Source organism: Streptomyces hundungensis (genome assembly GCF_003627815.1).
GTDB classification, from domain to species: domain Bacteria; phylum Actinomycetota; class Actinomycetes; order Streptomycetales; family Streptomycetaceae; genus Streptomyces; species Streptomyces hundungensis_A.
Map to the genome: position 1 here is coordinate 7,221,310 of NZ_CP032698.1, position 16,552 is coordinate 7,237,861.

Here is a 16,552-nt window from a genome sequence, read left to right on the forward strand (position 1 = left end):
ATCTTGGTGGATCGCACCCAAGACCGGCACGATGAGTGGCACTCTGGCGCGAAGCACAATCCGAGGCCGATTGCCGTCGTCTCAGCGAGCGCTCATCCGCTACGAGTTCTCCAGCCGGCCCGGGTGGGAAAGGGACAGCGTCGCCATGGCAGACCATCTCGAAGCAACCATCACTCTGCCGAGCGACCCCGCCTCGGTCTCCGCGGCGCGGCGGTATGTCACCGAGGCGCTCGCCGATTGGGGTCTGCCGCCCGACGCCGGGGCCGCCGACACGGTCCGCCTCATCGTCTCCGAACTCGCCACCAACGCCGTTCAGCACACCTTCGGCCAGTCGCCCACCTTCACGGTGGAACTCCACCTGGAGCGCGAGGAGGAGCTGCGGATCGGCGTCACCGACAGCCATCCGCGCTGGCCGAAACGGTTGCCCGCCGCCGTCCAGCAGGACAACGGCCGCGGCATGGTGATCATCCGCTGGCTGGCGGCGGAGTCCGGCGGCCGGCTCTCGGTCGCGCCCACCGAGGACGGCGGCAAGACGGTCTGGATCGCGCTGCCGTGGACGGCGCCGGTACAGAGCGGCTAGGCCGGCGGGCCGACCGGGCTCACCGGGGGCTCACCGGGGACTGACCGGGCTCACCGGCCCGACGGGGCGTCAGCCCACGCGCCCGTACCAGACCGCGCTGCTCCAGATCCGATCCAGGCGGACCACGTCGCCGGTCTTGGGGGAGTGCCAGATCCGGCCGTTCCCGGCGTAGATCCCGACGTGGTAGACGCGCCGACCGGAGTGGAAGAACACCAGGTCGCCGGCCTTGCGGGAGGACGCGGTGACATGCCGGGAGCTGTTGTACTGCTGCTGGGCCGAGCGGGGCAGTTTGCGGCCCGCCTCCTTGAAGGAGTAGAGCGTGAGCCCCGAACAGTCGAAGCGGTGCGGACCCGTGGCGCCGTACTGATAGGGCGAACCCTTCTTCGACGCGGCCACATGGAGCGCCCTGCTCGCCACGGCCGCGGCGCTCGCCTCGGGCGCGATGCCCGGTGCCAGCGTCGACGCGCCCGTCACGGCGAGGGTGAGGACACAGACGGTGCCGAGACGGACCGCCAGGGACGGGACGTATGTCTGCGCGGTCATGCGCAACCCTTCGTCAAACCGCCTGCGAAGGATGACCTGTCGGGTTCGGACTGGCGAAGACGCCCGGCCGCGTCAGCGGCTTCACCCCGAGGGAGCGCCACGGATCGGCACTCCCGAAGTACTCGGGTCCTCCACTCCTGCCGGTCCACTCCTGTCGACCAGAGGTCCGGGACGGCGGCAGGACTCGGCGTCCGCCCGGACCGCCCCGCCGAGGTGGCGGGGGCTTGTCGTTTCCAGGGATCTTCACGCACCGACTGTCGGATTACCGGACCAAAACGGCTTTCTGTGAGACTGCTCACGACTGACTCATTTGGGTGGACACGGGCAATTCGGCCTTCCCGTTCGGAGGGCCGATGAGCCTCGTACCAGCGACGGAAGGATCGATTCCGCACTTTGTCCAGGCGCCATAAGCGGCTCATAAGGGCCAATGAACGGATCGACCCGTGGTCCGAACGGGGGTAGCCCGTCTGGTCCGTTTCGCCGATCCGGCGAGCGCGTCGGACGTTCCGCGCGCGACCTCGAACCCTTAGGGCGTCGTCTGCGGCGGCACCGTGAGCCGCCCCGTGCGCCGCTCGCCGTCCAGGACCCGCAGCGCCCGCGTCAGCGTCGGCGCACACACCCGTGTCTCGCCGCGCCCGTGCATCAGCGTGAGGGCGTCCCGGACCGCGACCGCCCGGCCGACCAGGGCCTGGGCCGCCCGCAGGGCCGTGTAGGTGTCGCGGCCGTGCGCCGGATTGATCCGGCCGAGCAGATCGACCACTTCGAGATAGGAGTCGATGAACGCGGCCTCGGCGCGCGTGAGTGCGGGCAGCGGGGGAAGTTCCGGTGGCAGCACGGCACTTCACCGCCCGCGCGAGGACGTCTTGCGCGGGGCGAGCACATGGTCGGCGAGTCCGTACGCCACCGCTGCCTCGGCGTCGAAGACCACGTCCCGCTCGATGTCGGCCGCCACCCGCTCGGCGGTCTTCCCGGTGTACTGGGCCAGCAGTTCGGTCAACAGCGTGCGGCCGCGCAGGACTTCGGCCGCCTGGATCTCCAGATCGGACGGCTGCCCGCGCAGCGGCTCATCGAGGGCGGGCTGGCGCAGCAGCACCCGCGAGGCCGGCTGCACGGCACGCTTGCCGGGCGTGCCCGCCGCGAGCAGCACCGCGGCCACGGAACTCACCTGGCCCAGGCAGAACGTCTGCACATCGCAGGTCACGAACCGCATCGTGTCGTGGATCGCGGTCATCGCGGTGAGCGAGCCGCCGGGGGAGTTGATGTAGAGCGAGATGTCCCGGTCCTGATCCGCGTGCTCCAGATGCATGAACTGGGCCATCACGTCATTGGCCGACGCGTCGTCGACCGGGGTGCCGAGAAAGACGATCCGTTCCTCGAAGAGCTTGGAGTAGGGATCGAGCGTGCGGACGCCGAAGGTGGTGCGCTCCTCGAACTGCGGGAGCACATGGCGGGCGGCGGGACGGTGGTGGTTCATGACATACCTCTCCTCGACCGGAGGACCTCAGAGCCTCTGTAAAAAATGTACAGGACGTACGGATGGGAGCGGGGGTCGTGACGCCGGTGTGAGGCTCCGATTGGGAGAAGCGCCAGGTCAGGGGCGGTTTCGCTGTGAGCGAGCGGGTGCTTTGCGCCGCCGTGAGTCCCGGGAGTCAAGGAACGCTGGCTCAATAGGCGCTCTCCCCCTGGGCCTGCGCGGCTGGCTAGCGTGCGTCGGCGCGGGGGTCACCTGGGGAGAGGGCTCACTGAAGTGTTCTATTTCGCATTCCGTCTCGTGCTGCTGCCGCTGCTGCGGTGGCTGTTCCGCCCGCGTGTCGAGGGGGTGGGGCGGGTGCCCGGGGCAGGTGCGGTGATCCTCGCGGGGAATCACCAGTCGTTCACCGATCAGCTCCTGCTGGGAGCGACGCTCCGGCGCCGGCTCACCTTCCTGGCCAAGCAGGAGTACTTCACCGCGCCGGGCCTCAAGGGCCGGGCGACCGCGGCCCTGTTCCGTGCGCTCGGGCAGATCCCGGTCGACCGCTCCGGCAAGGACGCGGCGCGGGCGGCGCTCGACACCGCGCTCCAAGTGCTGGACCGCGAAGGGGTGTTGGGGATCTTCCCCGAGGGCACCCGCTCGCATGACGGACGCCTGTACAAGGGCAAGGTCGGGGTGGCGGCGATGGCGCTGCGCTCGGGTGCGCCGGTCGTCCCGGTCGCCATCATCGGCACGTTCGAGGCGCAGCCGAAGGGGCGCAGGCTGCCCCGGCGCGTGCCGGTCGTCCTCCGGTTCGGTGAACCTCTGGACTTCTCCCGCTACGCCGGGATGGAGAACGAGCGCCTGGTGCTGCGGGCCGTCACGGACGAGATCATGTACGCGGTGCAGCGGCTCTCGGAACAGGAGTACGTCGACGTGTACGCGGCCGAGGCCAGGGTGGCGTGGGAGGCGGGAGCCGCGGCGGCCTGACACCGCGCCGGTGAGGGCGGGCCCGGGCCGGGGCCCGCCCGCCTGCGCGGGGGGCCGCTCGGTGCGCCCCTGACCTGCGCACCCACCGCTGAGGACGGACTTCTTCGGCCCTCGGCGGGCGGCGTCTAAGCTGGAAGGCATGGCCTACGAGATTCCGGTGACGCAAGCCCGCGCAGAGCTCGCGGAGCTGATCAACCGTGTGGTGTACGGCGGGGAGCGGGTCGTGGTGACCCGCCACGGCAAGCCGCTCGTCGCCCTCGTCTCCGCCGCCGACCTGGAAGAACTCGAGGCCACGCAGCGCGAGGAGGAGCAGCGGGCGACGAGTTCGCTCTCGTCCGTGCACCCCCTGACGCCGTCCGCGCCGGTCGAACCCCGGCGCTTCGGGATCGCCGCGGAACACCGGAGCCCGCAGGTCGGCGACTGATCGCGACCACCGTCCATGTGGGTGCTCCTTACACGTACCCGCCGCGTTCCGGCACCCCCTCGATGATCATGCGTTCTTAAAGCGTCAGTTAACGCGCCGGAAAAACTTCCGCCCTAACGTGCAATGCCTGGCCAAGGGGCCGGGAGATGGTCCTCAACAGGATGTTGACGTCGGATACGGTTCCGCTGCGTTCGGGCGGAAGATGCCGGTCCGGTCCTTCTCCCTCCTCGACGCTCGCTGGGCCCGTCCACGGCCGTCCGTGGAGGGAAGGGCACGACTGTGAGGTGGGAAGCGTGCAACTGACGCCGCACGAGCAGGAACGGCTGCTCATCCATGTGGCCGCCGATGTGGCCGGGAAGCGCAGAGCCCGCGGGGTGAAGCTCAACCACCCCGAGTGTGTCGCGCTCATCACCTCACACATCCTGGAAGGCGCCCGTGACGGCCGCACCGTCGCCGAACTCATGGCGTCCGGACGGAAGTTGCTGAGCCGCGACGACGTCATGCCGGGGATCGCGGAGATGATCCACGACGTCCAGGTCGAGGCGACGTTCCCCGACGGCACCAAGCTCGTCACCGTCCACGAACCGATCGTCTGACGGGGGCGCCGCAGTGATTCCCGGAGAGATCCTCTTCGCGGAGGACCCCATCGTGCTCAACGAGGGCCGCGAGGTCGTGCGGCTGACCGTCCTCAACGCCGCCGACCGGCCCGTCCAGGTCGGCTCCCACTACCACTTCGCCGAGGCCAACCCCGGCCTCAACTTCGACCGTACGGTTGCCCGGGGCAAGCGACTTCATATCGCCGCGGGTACCGCCGTCCGCTTCGAACCCGGCATTCCCGTCGACGTGGAACTCGTCCCGCTGGCCGGCCGGCGCATCGTGCCGGGGCTGCGCGGCGAGACCGGAGGCTGCCTCGATGACTGACCTCGACCGCGCCGTCTACGCCGACCTGTTCGGCCCCACCACCGGTGACCGCATCCGGCTCGCCGACACCGAACTCCTCGTCGAAATCGAGGAGGACCGCTCGGGCGGGCCCGGACGCTCGGGCGACGAGGCGGTGTTCGGCGGCGGCAAGGTGATCCGCGAGTCCATGGGGCAGGCGCGGACCACCCGCGCCGAAGGCGCACCCGACACCGTTGTCACCGGGGCCGTGATCATCGACCACTGGGGCATCGTCAAGGCCGACGTCGGCATCCGCGACGGCCGGATCACCGGCATCGGCAAGGCCGGCAACCCGGACACCATGGACGGCGTCCACCCCGACCTCGTCATCGGACCCGAGACCGAGATCATCGCGGGCAACGGGAAGGTCCTCACGGCGGGAGCCGTCGACACCCACGTCCACTTCATCTCGCCCACCCTCATCGACCAGGCGCTCTCCTCGGGCATCACCACCCTGGTCGGCGGGGGCACCGGACCCGCCGAGGGCAGCAAGGCCACCACCGTCACGCCCGGCCCCTGGCACCTGGCCCGGATGTTCGCCGCCCTGGAGAACGCGCCCGTCAACATCGGGCTGCTCGGCAAGGGCAACACCATGTCCCGCGAGGCCATGCACTCCCAACTGCGGGGCGGCGCACTCGGATTCAAGATCCATGAGGACTGGGGCGCGACCCCCGCCGTCATCGACGCCTGCCTCGGCGTGTGCGAGGAGACCGGGGCCCAACTCGCCATCCACACCGACACGTTGAACGAAGCCGGCTTCGTCGGTGACACCCTCGCCGCCATCGCGGGCCGCTCCATCCACGCGTACCACACCGAAGGCGCGGGCGGCGGGCACGCGCCCGACATCATCACCGTGGTCTCGCAGCCCAACGTGCTGCCCAGCTCCACCAATCCGACCCGGCCGTACACCGTCAACACCATCGAGGAACACCTCGACATGCTGATGGTCTGTCACCACCTCAACCCGGCCGTACCGGAGGACCTGGCGTTCGCCGAGTCCCGGATCCGGCCCTCCACCATCGCGGCCGAGGACTTCCTGCACGACCTCGGAGCCATCTCGATCATCTCCTCCGACTCCCAGGCGATGGGCCGGATCGGCGAAGTCGTCCTGCGCACCTGGCAGACCGCGCACGTCATGAAGGTGCGGCGCGGCGCGCTGCCCGGCGACGGACGGGCCGACAACCACCGGGTGCGGCGCTATGTCGCCAAGTACACGATCAACCCCGCCGTCGCCCAGGGCCTCGACCGCGAGATCGGCTCCGTCGAGCCGGGCAAGCTCGCCGACCTGGTGCTGTGGGAGCCCGCCTTCTTCGGGGTCAAGCCGCTCCTCGTCATCAAGGGCGGCCAGATCGCGTACGCGCAGATGGGCGACGCGAACGCGTCGATCCCCACCCCTCAACCGATCCTGCCGCGCCCCATGTTCGGCGCCCAGGGCAGGGCGCCCGCCGCCAACTCCCTCAACTTCGTCTCCGAGGCCGCGCTTCAGGACGGGCTGCCCGAACGGCTCGGCCTGGACAAGCGGTTCGTGGCGATCGGGAACACGCGCGGGGTGAGCAAGGCGGACATGCGGCAGAACGACGCGCTGCCGGACGTCCGGGTCGACCCCGACACGTTCACCGTGGCCATCGACGGGGATGTGGTGGAGCCCGCGCCCGCAGCCGAACTCCCCATGGCCCAGCGGTACTTCCTCTTCTGACGGGCTGACATCTCATGAGCCGTGCTGCCCTGCTCGTCCTCGCCGACGGACGCTTCCCGGCCGGCGGCCACGCCCACTCCGGCGGCGCCGAGGCGGCCGTCGCCTCGGGGCGGGTCCGTTGCGCCGCCGACCTCGCGGAGTTCTGCCTCGGGCGGTTGCACACCGCGGGCCTCACCGCCGCCGCGCTGGCCGCCGCGGCGGCGGCCGGCGTCGACCCGCTCGTCCTGGACGACGCCGCCGACGCCCGCACCCCGTCGCCGGCGCTGCGGGCCACCGCGCGCAAGCTCGGCCGGCAGATGATGCGGGCGGCCCGCGCGACCTGGCCCTCGGCCGAACTCGACACGCTGGCCGCGGCTCGCCCGCGCGGTGCCCATCAGCCGATCGTGCTCGGCCTCGCGGCGCGGGCGGCGGGGCTCGGGCCCGAGGACGCGGGGCACTGCGTGGCGTACGAGGTGGTCAGCGGGCCGGCCACGGCCGTGGTGCGCCTGCTGAGCCTCGACCCCTTCGAGGCGACGGGTGTCCTCGCTCGGCTCGCGCCGGAGGTGGACGCGGTGGCCCGGCGGGCGGCCCTCGCCGCGGCGCGGGCGGTGCGGGGTGGGGTTGATGCGCTGCCTGCGGCGTCGGCTCCGCTGCTTGATGTCATGGCTGAGGGGCATGCGGGGTGGGCGGTGCGGCTGTTTGCGTCTTAGGGGTGCGGGCCGCCTCTGTGCTGGGGGCTGCGCCCCCAGACCCCCCATCGCGCCTTAAGGGCGCTCGTCCTCAATCGCCGGACGGGCTCAACGGGTTGGCACCCGGCCCGAACCTGCGGGAAGCCCCCTTTCGCAATATCCCTATCCCTGTCCCGTACCCCACCCGAAGGAGACCCCATGCACCTCGACCACTCCCACGAAGGACCCGCCGCCATCAGCGCTGACGCTCATCGGGGTGACGGGACGCGGCGGGCGTTGCGGGTGGGGCTTGGGGGGCCGGTGGGGTCTGGGAAGACCGCTACCGTCGCCGCGCTCTGCCGGGCCCTTCGTGAGCAGTTCTCCATCGCCGTCGTCACCAACGACATCTACACCCGCGAAGACGCCGCCTTCCTGCTGCGCAACGCCGTACTGCCGCCCGAGCGAATCCAGGCCGTGGAGACCGGGGCCTGTCCGCACACCGCCATCCGCGACGACATCTCCGCCAACCTCGAAGCCGTCGAGGACCTGGAGGACGCCGTGGGGCCGCTGGATCTGATCCTGGTCGAGTCCGGTGGTGACAACCTCACCGCGACCTTCTCCAAGGGGCTCGTCGACGCCCAGATCTTCGTCATCGACGTGGCGGGCGGGGACGACATTCCGCGCAAGGGCGGGCCCGGGGTCACCACCGCCGATCTGCTCGTCGTCAACAAGACCGACCTCGCGCCGTACGTCGGGTCCGACCTCGGCCGGATGGCTCACGACGCCAAGGAGCAGCGGGCCGAACTGCCCGTCGTCTTCCAGTCGTTGAGGTCCGAGGAGGGCGTCGCCCAGGTCGCCGACTGGGTGCGGGAGCGGCTCGCGGCATGGGCGGCCTGACGCTCGGCGCGCGGGGAGTGCGCGCCACCGCCCGGATCGTCGCCACCCCCGAGGCCCTGCCCGTACTGGAGGGTGAGGGGCCGCTCGCGCTGCGCCGCACCCGGGCGCGCGGCCCGTACCACCGGGTGACCGTCGTCGGTGCGATGAGCGCGCCGCTCGGCGGCGACCGGATCGCCGTCGAGGCCGAGGTGCGTGACGGGGCGCGCCTGCACGTGGACTCGGCCGCCGCCACCATCGCGCTGCCCGGCCGTGACGGTGAGCGGGCGCACTACGACGTACGCCTCGGCGTCGGCGAGGGCGCCGAGCTGCGCTGGCTGCCCGAGCAGCTCATCTCGGCCGCCGGCAGCGACCTCGTGATGCGGACCCGGATCGAACTCGCGGCCGGTGCCCGTCTGGTGTTCCGTGAGGAGCAGGTGCTCGGCCGGCACGGCGAGGCGCCCGGCACCCTCGCCACCCGCCTCACCGTGTACCGCGCCGGCCGCCCGCTGCTCGACCAGGAGCTGGCGTACGGTCCGGGCGCACCCGGCGGCTGGGACGGGGGAGCGGTGCTCGGCGGCCACCGGGCGTCCGGCCAGTTGCTCATCGTCGGGCCCGAGTTCACCGACCGTCCGGCCGAGCCGAGGATGCTCGGCGAGAGCGCCGTACTCACCCCGCTCGCCGGGCCGGGACTGCTCGTCACGGCCCTCGCTCCCGACGCCCGTCTGCTGCGTCGCACCCTCGACGAGGTGCTGCGTACGCACCTTCCGACACGCTGACCGCTCAGCGGAACACGTCATACCGGCTATCGGTTCGGTAAAAAAACACCTGTACGGCCTGTGCACAGTGGCCTCACAGACGAAAGGATCGCCCGACAGGCCCAAACGGAGCGCTGAGACTGACAGCGCACTTCAGCAGGGGGAGGTACCACTTGAGACGCACCGCAGTGCTCGGCTCGGCCGGCACACTGATAGCGGGCACGCTGATGGTGGGCGCGATAGCGGCTCCGGTCGCCAACGCCGACAACCGCGACCACGGTTGGTCCGAGGCGCGTGGCGCGCAGGTCGCGGCAGACCGGGCGGCCCAGCAGGGCGTCGCATGGACCGACTGCCCGGCCGACTGGGCGTTGGCCAAGCCCATCCAGTGCGGCTACGTGAGCGTTCCGCTCGACTACGCGCGGCCCAACGGCAAGCAGATCAAGCTGGCCGTCGACCGCATCGGCAACACCGGCACCAAGGCCGAGCGCCAGGGCGCCCTCGTCTACAACCCGGGCGGCCCCGGCGCCTCGGGCATGCGCTTCCCCACCCGGGTGACCGGCAAGAACCCGCTGTGGACCAACACCGCCAAGGCGTACGACTTCGTGGGCTTCGACCCGCGCGGTGTGGGCCACTCGACGCCGATCTCGTGTGTCGACCCCCAGGAGTACGCCAAGGCGCCGAAGGCCGACCCGGTTCCGAGCAGCGAGGCCGACAAGCGCGCCCAGCGCAAGCTCGCCGCCGAGTACGCGGACGGCTGTGCCGAGCGCAGCGGCTGGATGCTGCCGTACATGACCACCCCGAACAGCGCCCGCGACCTGGACGTCATCCGGGCCGCCCTCGGTGAGAAGAAGCTCAACTACCTGGGCGTCTCCTACGGCACCTACCTCGGCGCGGTCTACGGCACCCTCTTCCCCACGCACGTGCGCCGCATGATCGTGGACAGCGTGGTCAACCCGGACCAGGACAACATCTGGTACCAGGCCAACCTGGGGCAGGACGTCGCCTTCCAGGCCCGCTGGAACGAGTGGGAGGACTGGGTCGCCAAGTACGACGCCACCTTCCACCTCGGCACCACCCGGGCCCAGGTCGAGGCGCAGTGGCTCAAGCTGCGCGCCGACGCGAAGAAGAACCCGCTCGACGGCAAGGTCGGACCGGCCGAGCTCCTCGGCTTCTTCCAGAAGGCCCCGTACTACGACTCGTACTGGGTGCCGGTCGCCAAGGCGCTCAGCGCCTACGCGGCGGGCGACTCCAAGCCGGTCGTCGAGGCCTCCGCGTCCGACATGACGGACATCGCGGGCAACATCGCCTCCGAGAACGGCAACGCGGTCTACACGGCCGTCGAGTGCGCGGACGCCAAGTGGCCGACCAGCTGGCGCAAGTGGGACCGGGACAACACTCGTCTGAACAAGGACTACCCGTTCCTGACCTGGTCGAATGCCTGGATGAACCTGCCGTGTGCCACCTGGCCCTCCAAGCAGCACAACCCGATCGAGGTCAAGACCGGCAAGGGTCTGCCGACCGTCCTGATCGTGCAGAGCACCAATGACGCGGCCACCCCGTTCCAGGGCGCCGTCGAACTGCACAAGGCCTTCAAGAACTCGCGTCTCATCATCGAGAAGGGCGCCGGTTCGCACGGCGTGACCGGACTCGTCAACCCGTGCATCAACGCGCGCGTGGACGACTACCTGCTCACCGGCAAGACCGACAAGGCGGACTTCACGTGCACCCCGCACGCGACGCCCGTTCCGTAACGATCGGTTGAACGAACGGGGCGGCCGGGTCTTTCCGGTCGCCCCCTTGTCGTTGCCCCATCCGGTCCCAGCCGTGCATGTCGGCGGGGAACTCTTCAGCCGATGAGGCCGCGGAACCGCCGGGACTCCTCCGCCTTCACATCGGCCGCGTACCGGTCCACGTACTCCTGACCCGACAACTCCATGACCTTGTACATGATTTCGTCGGTGACCGCCCGCAGGATGGCCTTCTCGTCCTCCATCCCCTCGTACCGGGAGAAGTCGAGCGGCTCGCCGAAGCGGATCGACACCCGCCTGATCTTCGGGACGACCTGGCCGGGCGGCTGGATCTCGAAGGTGCCCACCATGGCGCACGGGATCACCGGGACCTTGCCCCGGATGGCCATCACCGCGACGCCGACCTTGCCCTTGTAGAGCTTGCCGTCGGGCGAGCGGGTGCCCTCGGGGTAGATGCCGAGCAGCTCGTCCCTGGCGAGCACCCCGAGCCCCTCGCGGATCGCGGCCTTGCCCGCCTCCTTGCCCGAGCGGTCCACCGGGATCTGCCCGACCGCACGGAAGAAGGCGGCGGTCAGCCGCCCCTTGATGCCGGGCCCCGTGAAGTACTCCTGTTTGGCGAGGAAGGTGATGCGCCGCTTCAGCATCACCGGCATCAGGAAGTGGTCCGAGAAGGAGAGGTGGTTGCCGGCGACGATCGCGGCGCCCTCCTCGGGAACGTGCTCGAGCCCCTCAAGCCTCGGCCGGAACAGCACCCTCAACAGGGGCCCCAGAACTGCGTACTTGAGGATGTAGTAGAGCACCCGCGAGCTCCTCACCATGCAGAAGGGTGGCCAGTGTAAAGGGAGGCTCCGGCCTCGGGTAACCACCGCACACGGCCCCGCCGCAGATCGATCAATCGATCATTTGTGTGCGAGTTCTTGAGCGAATGAAGTGCGGAGTGTACAAACCGTTCACGTCACCGTGTGAACCCTCCCTGCCTTCCCCTCTCATGCCCGGGCTGGAGTCCCCATGACCGATCCCTGGACCCGCCGTGGCTTCCTTCGCGCCACGGGCGCGTCCGCGCTCGCCCTGGGGATCGCCGCCGCCCCGCCGGCGAGCGCCGCCGACGCCTATGACGCGCTGCGCGCCAGATGGCGCACCCTGATCCTCGGGTCGGGCGTCGACCCCGCCGTCGAACCGTTCACGTCCAAGCTCGCCGACCTCGGCGCCTTGGCCGGGTCCCTGCGCGCCGCGATGGCGCCCGCGAGCGGATCCCTGTGGCCCGACGCCGTCTACGCCGACCCCGAGCCGGACACCGATCAGGAGTCGTTCGGCTACTCGGCCCGCATGAGCGTCAGTTGCACCCGGCTGCGCACCCTGGCCGAGGCGTACAGCCTGCCGGGCACCGGCCTCACCGGCGACGGCGCCCTCGCCGCGGCCATCGCCACCGGCCTCGACCACCTCCACGACGACGTCTACCACGAGAGCCGGGCCGCCTTCGGCAACTGGTACGACTGGCGGATCGGCGCCCCACAGGCCCTGCTCGACACGTGCGTGCTGCTGTACGACCACCTCTCCGCGGCCCAACTGGGCGGCATTCTCACGGCAGTCGACCACTTCGTGCCGGACAGTGCCGTCGCCGTCTACGGCGGCACCAGCACCGGCGCCAACCGCGTCGACCTCTGTCGGGTGCTGGCCCTGCGCGGAGTCCTCGGCAAGAACTCCGCGAAGCTCTCCCTGGCCGGGAACGCCCTCTCGCCGGTCTTCCCCTATGTGACCGAGGGAGACGGGCTCTACCGCGACGGCTCCTTCGTCCAGCACGCCCACGTCCCCTACACCGCCTCCTACGGAACGGTGATGCTCGGTGGCCTCGGCCTGCTGTTCGCCCTGCTCACCGACTCCGCCTGGGCGGTATCGGACCCCGCCCGGCAGGTCGTCTTCGACGCGGTGGAGAACGCCTGGGCGCCCTTCCTCTACAACGGCCTCGCCCTGGACTGTGTCGCGGGCCGCGCCATCAGCCGGGGCGTCGCGGCCGGGGACCCCGCGGCCCGCCGCCAGGACGACCATGTGCGCGGCCATGCGATCCTCGCCTCCATCGTGCTGCTGGGCCAGGGCGCCACCGACGCGGAGAACGCCCGATGGCGCGGGCTCGTCAAGGGCTGGATGCAACGGGACTACTACAGCCCGCCGCTGAGCGACCCCTTCCTCGGGGTGCCAAGTCTGGCTCTGCTCAAGGGAGTTCAGGACGACCGCACGGTGTCCGCGATCGCCGAACCCGTGGGCCACCGGATCTTCCCGAACATGGCCCGGGCCACCCACCGCCGGCCCACCTGGGCGGCCGCCATCAGCATGGCCGACCAACGGATCACGTACTACGAGACCGGCAACGGCGAGAACCTGCACGGCTGGCACACCGGCTCCGGAATGCTCTCCTGGTGGGGCGACACCTACGCGGGCGGGCAGTACAGCGACGACTTCTGGCCCACCGTGGACCCCTACCGGCTGCCCGGCACCACCGCCTCGCGCAAGGTCCTCGCCGATGCCGCGGGAGGCGACTGGGGCGCTTCCCGACCGGACGTCCACTGGGTGGGCGGTGCGAGCGACGGGCAGCGGGCCGCGATCGGCCAGTACCTCAAAGGGCTCCAGAGCACCCTGCTCGCCAAGAAGTCCTGGTTCTGCCTCGACGACGCGATCGTGTGCCTGGGCGCGGGCATCACCTGCCGGGACGGCACGGTGGTCGAGTCGACCGTCGACAACCGCAACCTCGGGCCCGTGGGAAACGCCGCCCTCACCGTCGACGGCTCCGTGCAGCCGCTCACCCACCCCTGGTCGGCGACCCTGACCGACGTCTCCTGGGTCCACCTCGCGGGCCACGCGGGCTATGTCTTCCCCGGACGGGCCACCGTACGGGCCCGCCGCGAGGAGCGCACCGGACGCTGGAGCGACATCAACAAGAACGGCGCGGCGACGCCGGTCGCCCGCCACTACCTGACCCTGTGGGCCGACCACGGAACGGACCCGTCCGGCGCCGGCTACGCCTACCTCCTGATGCCGGGCGCCTCCGCGGCCCAGAGCGCCGCGCGCGCCGCCGACACCGGCTGGCTGAGCGTGTCGGCCAACACCGACGACCAGCAGGGCATACGGGTGCCCTCGCTCGGCTTCACCGGCGTCACCTTCTGGTTCGGCGGCACGGTCGGCGCGCTCACCGCGAGTGCGCCGTGCGCCGTGATGATCAGCGAGCGGAGCGACGGCACCGCGGTGATCTGTGTCAGCGACCCCATGCGCGCGCAGAAGACGCTCACCCTCACCTGGAGACGGGCCGTGGCCTCGGTGACCTCACGGCCGGCCACCGTCACGGGCGCGACCACCGGCGCGTCCCTGACCCTCACCTTCGGCGACCTCAGCGGCACCGCCGGAGCCACCCAGAGCACCGTCGTCCGGCTCGGCTGAGCCGCGCGCCGCCTCAGGTGCTCCGCGACACCGCGGCCGTCCCGATCGCGGTGAGCCCGAGCACCACCCAGCCGAACCACAGCCAGCCGCTGCTGCCGAGCGCCACCGTGTACGCCGTGATCACCACCAGCATCACCAGGGTGAGCACCATCATCGACTTCGTCGAACGGGGCATCGCGGTCCCCTTCCTCCCGGCAGGTGCCGTGAAGGCCATGGTCACCCCGCGAGGGGCCGGCGCGCTACTGCCCGCGCGTGTTCAGCGAGGCGAGATAGGCGTTGTAGGCCTGAAGTTCCTTGTCGCCGTCGCGGTCGGCGGCCCGGTCGGTGCGGCGCGCGTGCCGCTTCTCGGTGGCGTACCACTGGAAGACCAGGGCGATCAGGACGAGCACCGAGGGGATCTCGCTGAACGCCCAGGCGATGCCGCCGCCCGCCTGCTGGTCGGCGAGCGCGTCGATGCCGAGCGAGGCCGGGGGGTTCTTGTACGTGCTGATCATGGGCTCGCTGGCCATCATCAGGGCGATGCCGAAGAAGGCGTGGAACGGCATCCCGGCGAAGAGCTCCAGCATCCGCATCACATAGCCCGGCCGGTGCGGACCCGGGTCCACGCCCATGATCGGCCAGAAGAAGACCAGACCGACCGCGAGGAAGTGGACCATCATCGCGATGTGCCCGGTCTTGGACTCCATCAGGAAGTCGAAGAGCGGCGTGAAATAGAGGCCGTACAGGCTCGCGATGAACAGCGGGATCGTGAACGCGGGATGCGTGACGATCTTCATGTACCGGCTGTGCAGCAGCATCAACAGCACCTCACGCGGGCCCTTGTGGCCGCGCGGAGCGGTCGGCAGGGCGCGCAGCGCGAGGGTGACCGGCGCGCCGAGCAGCAGCAGGATGGGCGACAGCATGCTGATCACCATGTGCTGCACCATGTGCGCGCTGAACATGACCATGCCGTAGTCGTTCAGCTTGGTGCACATGACGAGGGCGATGGTCAGGACGCCCACGGTCCAGAAGACCATCCGGCCGACCGGCCAGCTGTCGCCGCGCCGCCGCAACCGGACCACGCCCCACGCGTACAGGGCGAGGCCGAGCAGACAACCGATGAGGAAGAAGGGGTCCGCCGACCATTCCAGACCCCGCGCCAGCGTGAACGGCGGCAGGTCCATGTTCATGTCCATGCCGTGCCCGCTGTGATCCATCCGCTGACTCCTGATTCGTACCGGTTGTCCCGCACCAGACTAGAACCGCCCCCGGCCGATGGTGCGGCCGGGGGCGGTTCCTTGAGCGGCGAACGATCCGGAAAGCGGACGGAGGCAGCCGGAGGTCGGCGGAGGCTAGAGGACGCACTCCGCTTCGGCGTACCGCTCGGCCGGGACGGTCTTCAAGGTGGCCGTCGCCTCGGCGAGCGGAACCATCACGATGTCGGTGCCGCGCAGCGCGGTCAGCATCCCGAACTCGCCGCGGTGGGCGGCCTCCACCGCGTGCCAGCCGAACCGGGTGGCGAGCACGCGGTCGTACGCGGTCGGCGTGCCACCGCGCTGGACGTGCCCGAGGATGACCGGCCGGGCCTCCTTGCCGAGGCGCTGCTCCAGCTCGATGGAGAGCTGCCGGGCGACGCCTGCGAAGCGCTCGTGGCCGTAGACGTCGGTGCCGCCCACGTCGAACTGCATCGAGCCCTCACGCGGCTTGGCGCCCTCGGCGACGACCACGATCGCGAACTTCTTGCCCGCCGAGAACCGCCGGCCGACCAGCTCGGTCAGCTCGTCGATGTCGAAGGGACGCTCGGGCACCACGATGGCGTGGGCGCCGGCGGCCATGCCGGAGTGCAGCGCGATCCAGCCGGTGTGACGGCCCATGACCTCGACGATCAGCACGCGCTGGTGCGACTCGGCGGTGGTCTTCAGCCGGTCGAGCGCGTCGGTGGCCACGCCCACGGCGGTGTCGAAGCCGAAGGTGACATCCGTCGAGGCGATGTCGTTGTCGATCGTCTTGGGCACGCCGACGATCGGAAGGCCCGCGTCCGACAGGAGCGTCGCGGCCTTCAGGGTGCCCTCGCCGCCGATCGGGATGATCGCGTCGAGGCCGAGCTCCGCGACATGTCCCTTGGCGCGCTCCACACCGTCGCGCAAGTGCGCGGGCTGTACGCGGGAGGAGCCGAGGATGGTGCCACCACGGGCCAGGATGCCGCCGACCGCGTCGAGGTCGAGCTTGCGGTAGTCGGCTTCGAGCAGGCCCTTCCAGCCGTCGTGGAAGCCGATGACCTCGTCGCCGTGGTCGACCACCGCGCGGTGCACGACGGATCGGATGACGGCGTTCAGGCCGGGGCAGTCGCCGCCGGAGGTGAGCACACCAATTCGCATTGCCCGGAGAACCTTTGCAACGTGGGCCGACGACCGGACCACGTCGTCCGGCTGGATCCCCGTCACCCTACCGGCGCAAGGTGACGGGGGCCGAATCGGAGGTCCGACTGATGGACGT

18 protein-coding genes are annotated in these 16,552 nt (G+C 70.5%); 11 read left to right on the top strand and 7 right to left on the bottom strand.

The window, feature by feature from the left end; all coding sequences use genetic code 11:
* The first annotated feature begins 145 nt into the window (after nucleotides 1–145).
* Nucleotides 146–580 (top strand): ATP-binding protein, encoded by a 435-nt coding sequence (locus DWB77_RS32100; protein ID WP_120725550.1) that lies wholly within the window; start codon nucleotides 146–148, stop codon nucleotides 578–580.
* Nucleotides 581–649: 69 nt separating this feature from the next.
* On the opposite strand, the gene DWB77_RS32105 is transcribed toward DWB77_RS32100, so the two are convergent.
* The 3 genes from DWB77_RS32105 to DWB77_RS32115 form a co-directional block, all read right to left on the bottom strand.
* Nucleotides 650–1,123, bottom strand: a complete 474-nt coding sequence (locus DWB77_RS32105; RefSeq protein WP_120725552.1) for a C40 family peptidase — start codon at nucleotides 1,121–1,123, stop codon at nucleotides 650–652.
* Between the two features lie 526 nt (nucleotides 1,124–1,649).
* The gene (locus DWB77_RS32110; protein WP_120725554.1) at nucleotides 1,650–1,958 is read right to left on the bottom strand and encodes a hypothetical protein; all 309 of its coding nucleotides are present in this window, start codon (nucleotides 1,956–1,958) and stop codon (nucleotides 1,650–1,652) included.
* Nucleotides 1,959–1,964: 6 nt separating this feature from the next.
* A complete protein-coding gene (locus DWB77_RS32115) occupies nucleotides 1,965–2,597 on the bottom strand; it encodes an ATP-dependent Clp protease proteolytic subunit (RefSeq protein WP_120725556.1) in 633 nt (210 codons plus the stop codon).
* Nucleotides 2,598–2,870: 273 nt separating this feature from the next.
* On the opposite strand from DWB77_RS32115, the gene DWB77_RS32120 reads away from it, so the two are divergent.
* The 9 genes from DWB77_RS32120 to DWB77_RS32160 all read left to right on the top strand — a co-directional run bounded on the left by DWB77_RS32120 (nucleotide 2,871) and on the right by DWB77_RS32160 (nucleotide 10,651).
* On the top strand, nucleotides 2,871–3,563 hold the full coding sequence (locus DWB77_RS32120; protein ID WP_120725558.1) for a lysophospholipid acyltransferase family protein: 693 nt from the start codon (nucleotides 2,871–2,873) through the stop codon (nucleotides 3,561–3,563).
* Nucleotides 3,564–3,702: 139 nt separating this feature from the next.
* Nucleotides 3,703–3,987 carry a type II toxin-antitoxin system Phd/YefM family antitoxin gene (locus tag DWB77_RS32125; RefSeq protein WP_120725560.1) on the top strand — a complete coding sequence of 95 codons (285 nt, stop codon included), beginning with the start codon at nucleotides 3,703–3,705 and terminating at the stop codon, nucleotides 3,985–3,987.
* Between the two features lie 293 nt (nucleotides 3,988–4,280).
* A complete protein-coding gene (locus DWB77_RS32130; RefSeq protein ID WP_120728482.1) occupies nucleotides 4,281–4,583 on the top strand; it encodes an urease subunit gamma in 303 nt (100 codons plus the stop codon).
* Nucleotides 4,584–4,596: 13 nt separating this feature from the next.
* Nucleotides 4,597–4,908 (top strand): urease subunit beta, encoded by a 312-nt coding sequence (locus DWB77_RS32135; protein ID WP_120725562.1) that lies wholly within the window; start codon nucleotides 4,597–4,599, stop codon nucleotides 4,906–4,908.
* Nucleotides 4,901–6,622, top strand: a complete 1,722-nt coding sequence (locus DWB77_RS32140; RefSeq protein WP_120725564.1) for an urease subunit alpha — start codon at nucleotides 4,901–4,903, stop codon at nucleotides 6,620–6,622. Before DWB77_RS32135 ends, DWB77_RS32140 begins: the two co-directional genes overlap by 8 nt.
* A gap of 14 nt (nucleotides 6,623–6,636) precedes the next feature.
* Complete coding sequence (locus tag DWB77_RS32145; protein ID WP_120725566.1) at nucleotides 6,637–7,311, top strand: urease accessory protein UreF; 675 nt, start codon at nucleotides 6,637–6,639, stop codon at nucleotides 7,309–7,311.
* Nucleotides 7,312–7,488: 177 nt separating this feature from the next.
* The gene (gene ureG, locus DWB77_RS32150; RefSeq protein WP_120725567.1) at nucleotides 7,489–8,166 is read left to right on the top strand and encodes an urease accessory protein UreG; all 678 of its coding nucleotides are present in this window, start codon (nucleotides 7,489–7,491) and stop codon (nucleotides 8,164–8,166) included.
* Entirely contained in the window at nucleotides 8,154–8,921 is a 768-nt protein-coding gene (locus DWB77_RS32155; protein WP_120725569.1) for an urease accessory protein UreD, read from the top strand. Before ureG ends, DWB77_RS32155 begins: the two co-directional genes overlap by 13 nt.
* A 152-nt stretch (nucleotides 8,922–9,073) precedes the next feature.
* Complete coding sequence (locus tag DWB77_RS32160; RefSeq protein WP_120725571.1) at nucleotides 9,074–10,651, top strand: alpha/beta hydrolase; 1,578 nt, start codon at nucleotides 9,074–9,076, stop codon at nucleotides 10,649–10,651.
* 95 nt (nucleotides 10,652–10,746) lie between these two features.
* Here the strand turns inward: DWB77_RS32160 and DWB77_RS32165 are convergent, their stop codons facing one another.
* Entirely contained in the window at nucleotides 10,747–11,448 is a 702-nt protein-coding gene (locus DWB77_RS32165; protein ID WP_120725573.1) for a lysophospholipid acyltransferase family protein, read from the bottom strand.
* Nucleotides 11,449–11,656: 208 nt separating this feature from the next.
* Between DWB77_RS32165 and DWB77_RS32170 the strand changes: the two genes are divergently transcribed.
* Complete coding sequence (locus DWB77_RS32170; protein ID WP_120725575.1) at nucleotides 11,657–14,077, top strand: polysaccharide lyase 8 family protein; 2,421 nt, start codon at nucleotides 11,657–11,659, stop codon at nucleotides 14,075–14,077.
* A 13-nt stretch (nucleotides 14,078–14,090) separates the two neighbouring features.
* On the opposite strand, the gene DWB77_RS38030 is transcribed toward DWB77_RS32170, so the two are convergent.
* The 3 genes from DWB77_RS38030 to DWB77_RS32180 all read right to left on the bottom strand — a co-directional run bounded on the left by DWB77_RS38030 (nucleotide 14,091) and on the right by DWB77_RS32180 (nucleotide 16,434).
* Nucleotides 14,091–14,252 carry a hypothetical protein gene (locus DWB77_RS38030; protein ID WP_162952649.1) on the bottom strand — a complete coding sequence of 54 codons (162 nt, stop codon included), beginning with the start codon at nucleotides 14,250–14,252 and terminating at the stop codon, nucleotides 14,091–14,093.
* A gap of 64 nt (nucleotides 14,253–14,316) precedes the next feature.
* On the bottom strand, nucleotides 14,317–15,273 hold the full coding sequence (locus tag DWB77_RS32175; RefSeq protein WP_120725577.1) for a cytochrome c oxidase assembly protein: 957 nt from the start codon (nucleotides 15,271–15,273) through the stop codon (nucleotides 14,317–14,319).
* Nucleotides 15,274–15,408: 135 nt separating this feature from the next.
* Complete coding sequence (locus DWB77_RS32180) at nucleotides 15,409–16,434, bottom strand: 6-phosphofructokinase (protein WP_120725579.1); 1,026 nt, start codon at nucleotides 16,432–16,434, stop codon at nucleotides 15,409–15,411.
* Nucleotides 16,435–16,552: the final 118 nt, after the last annotated feature.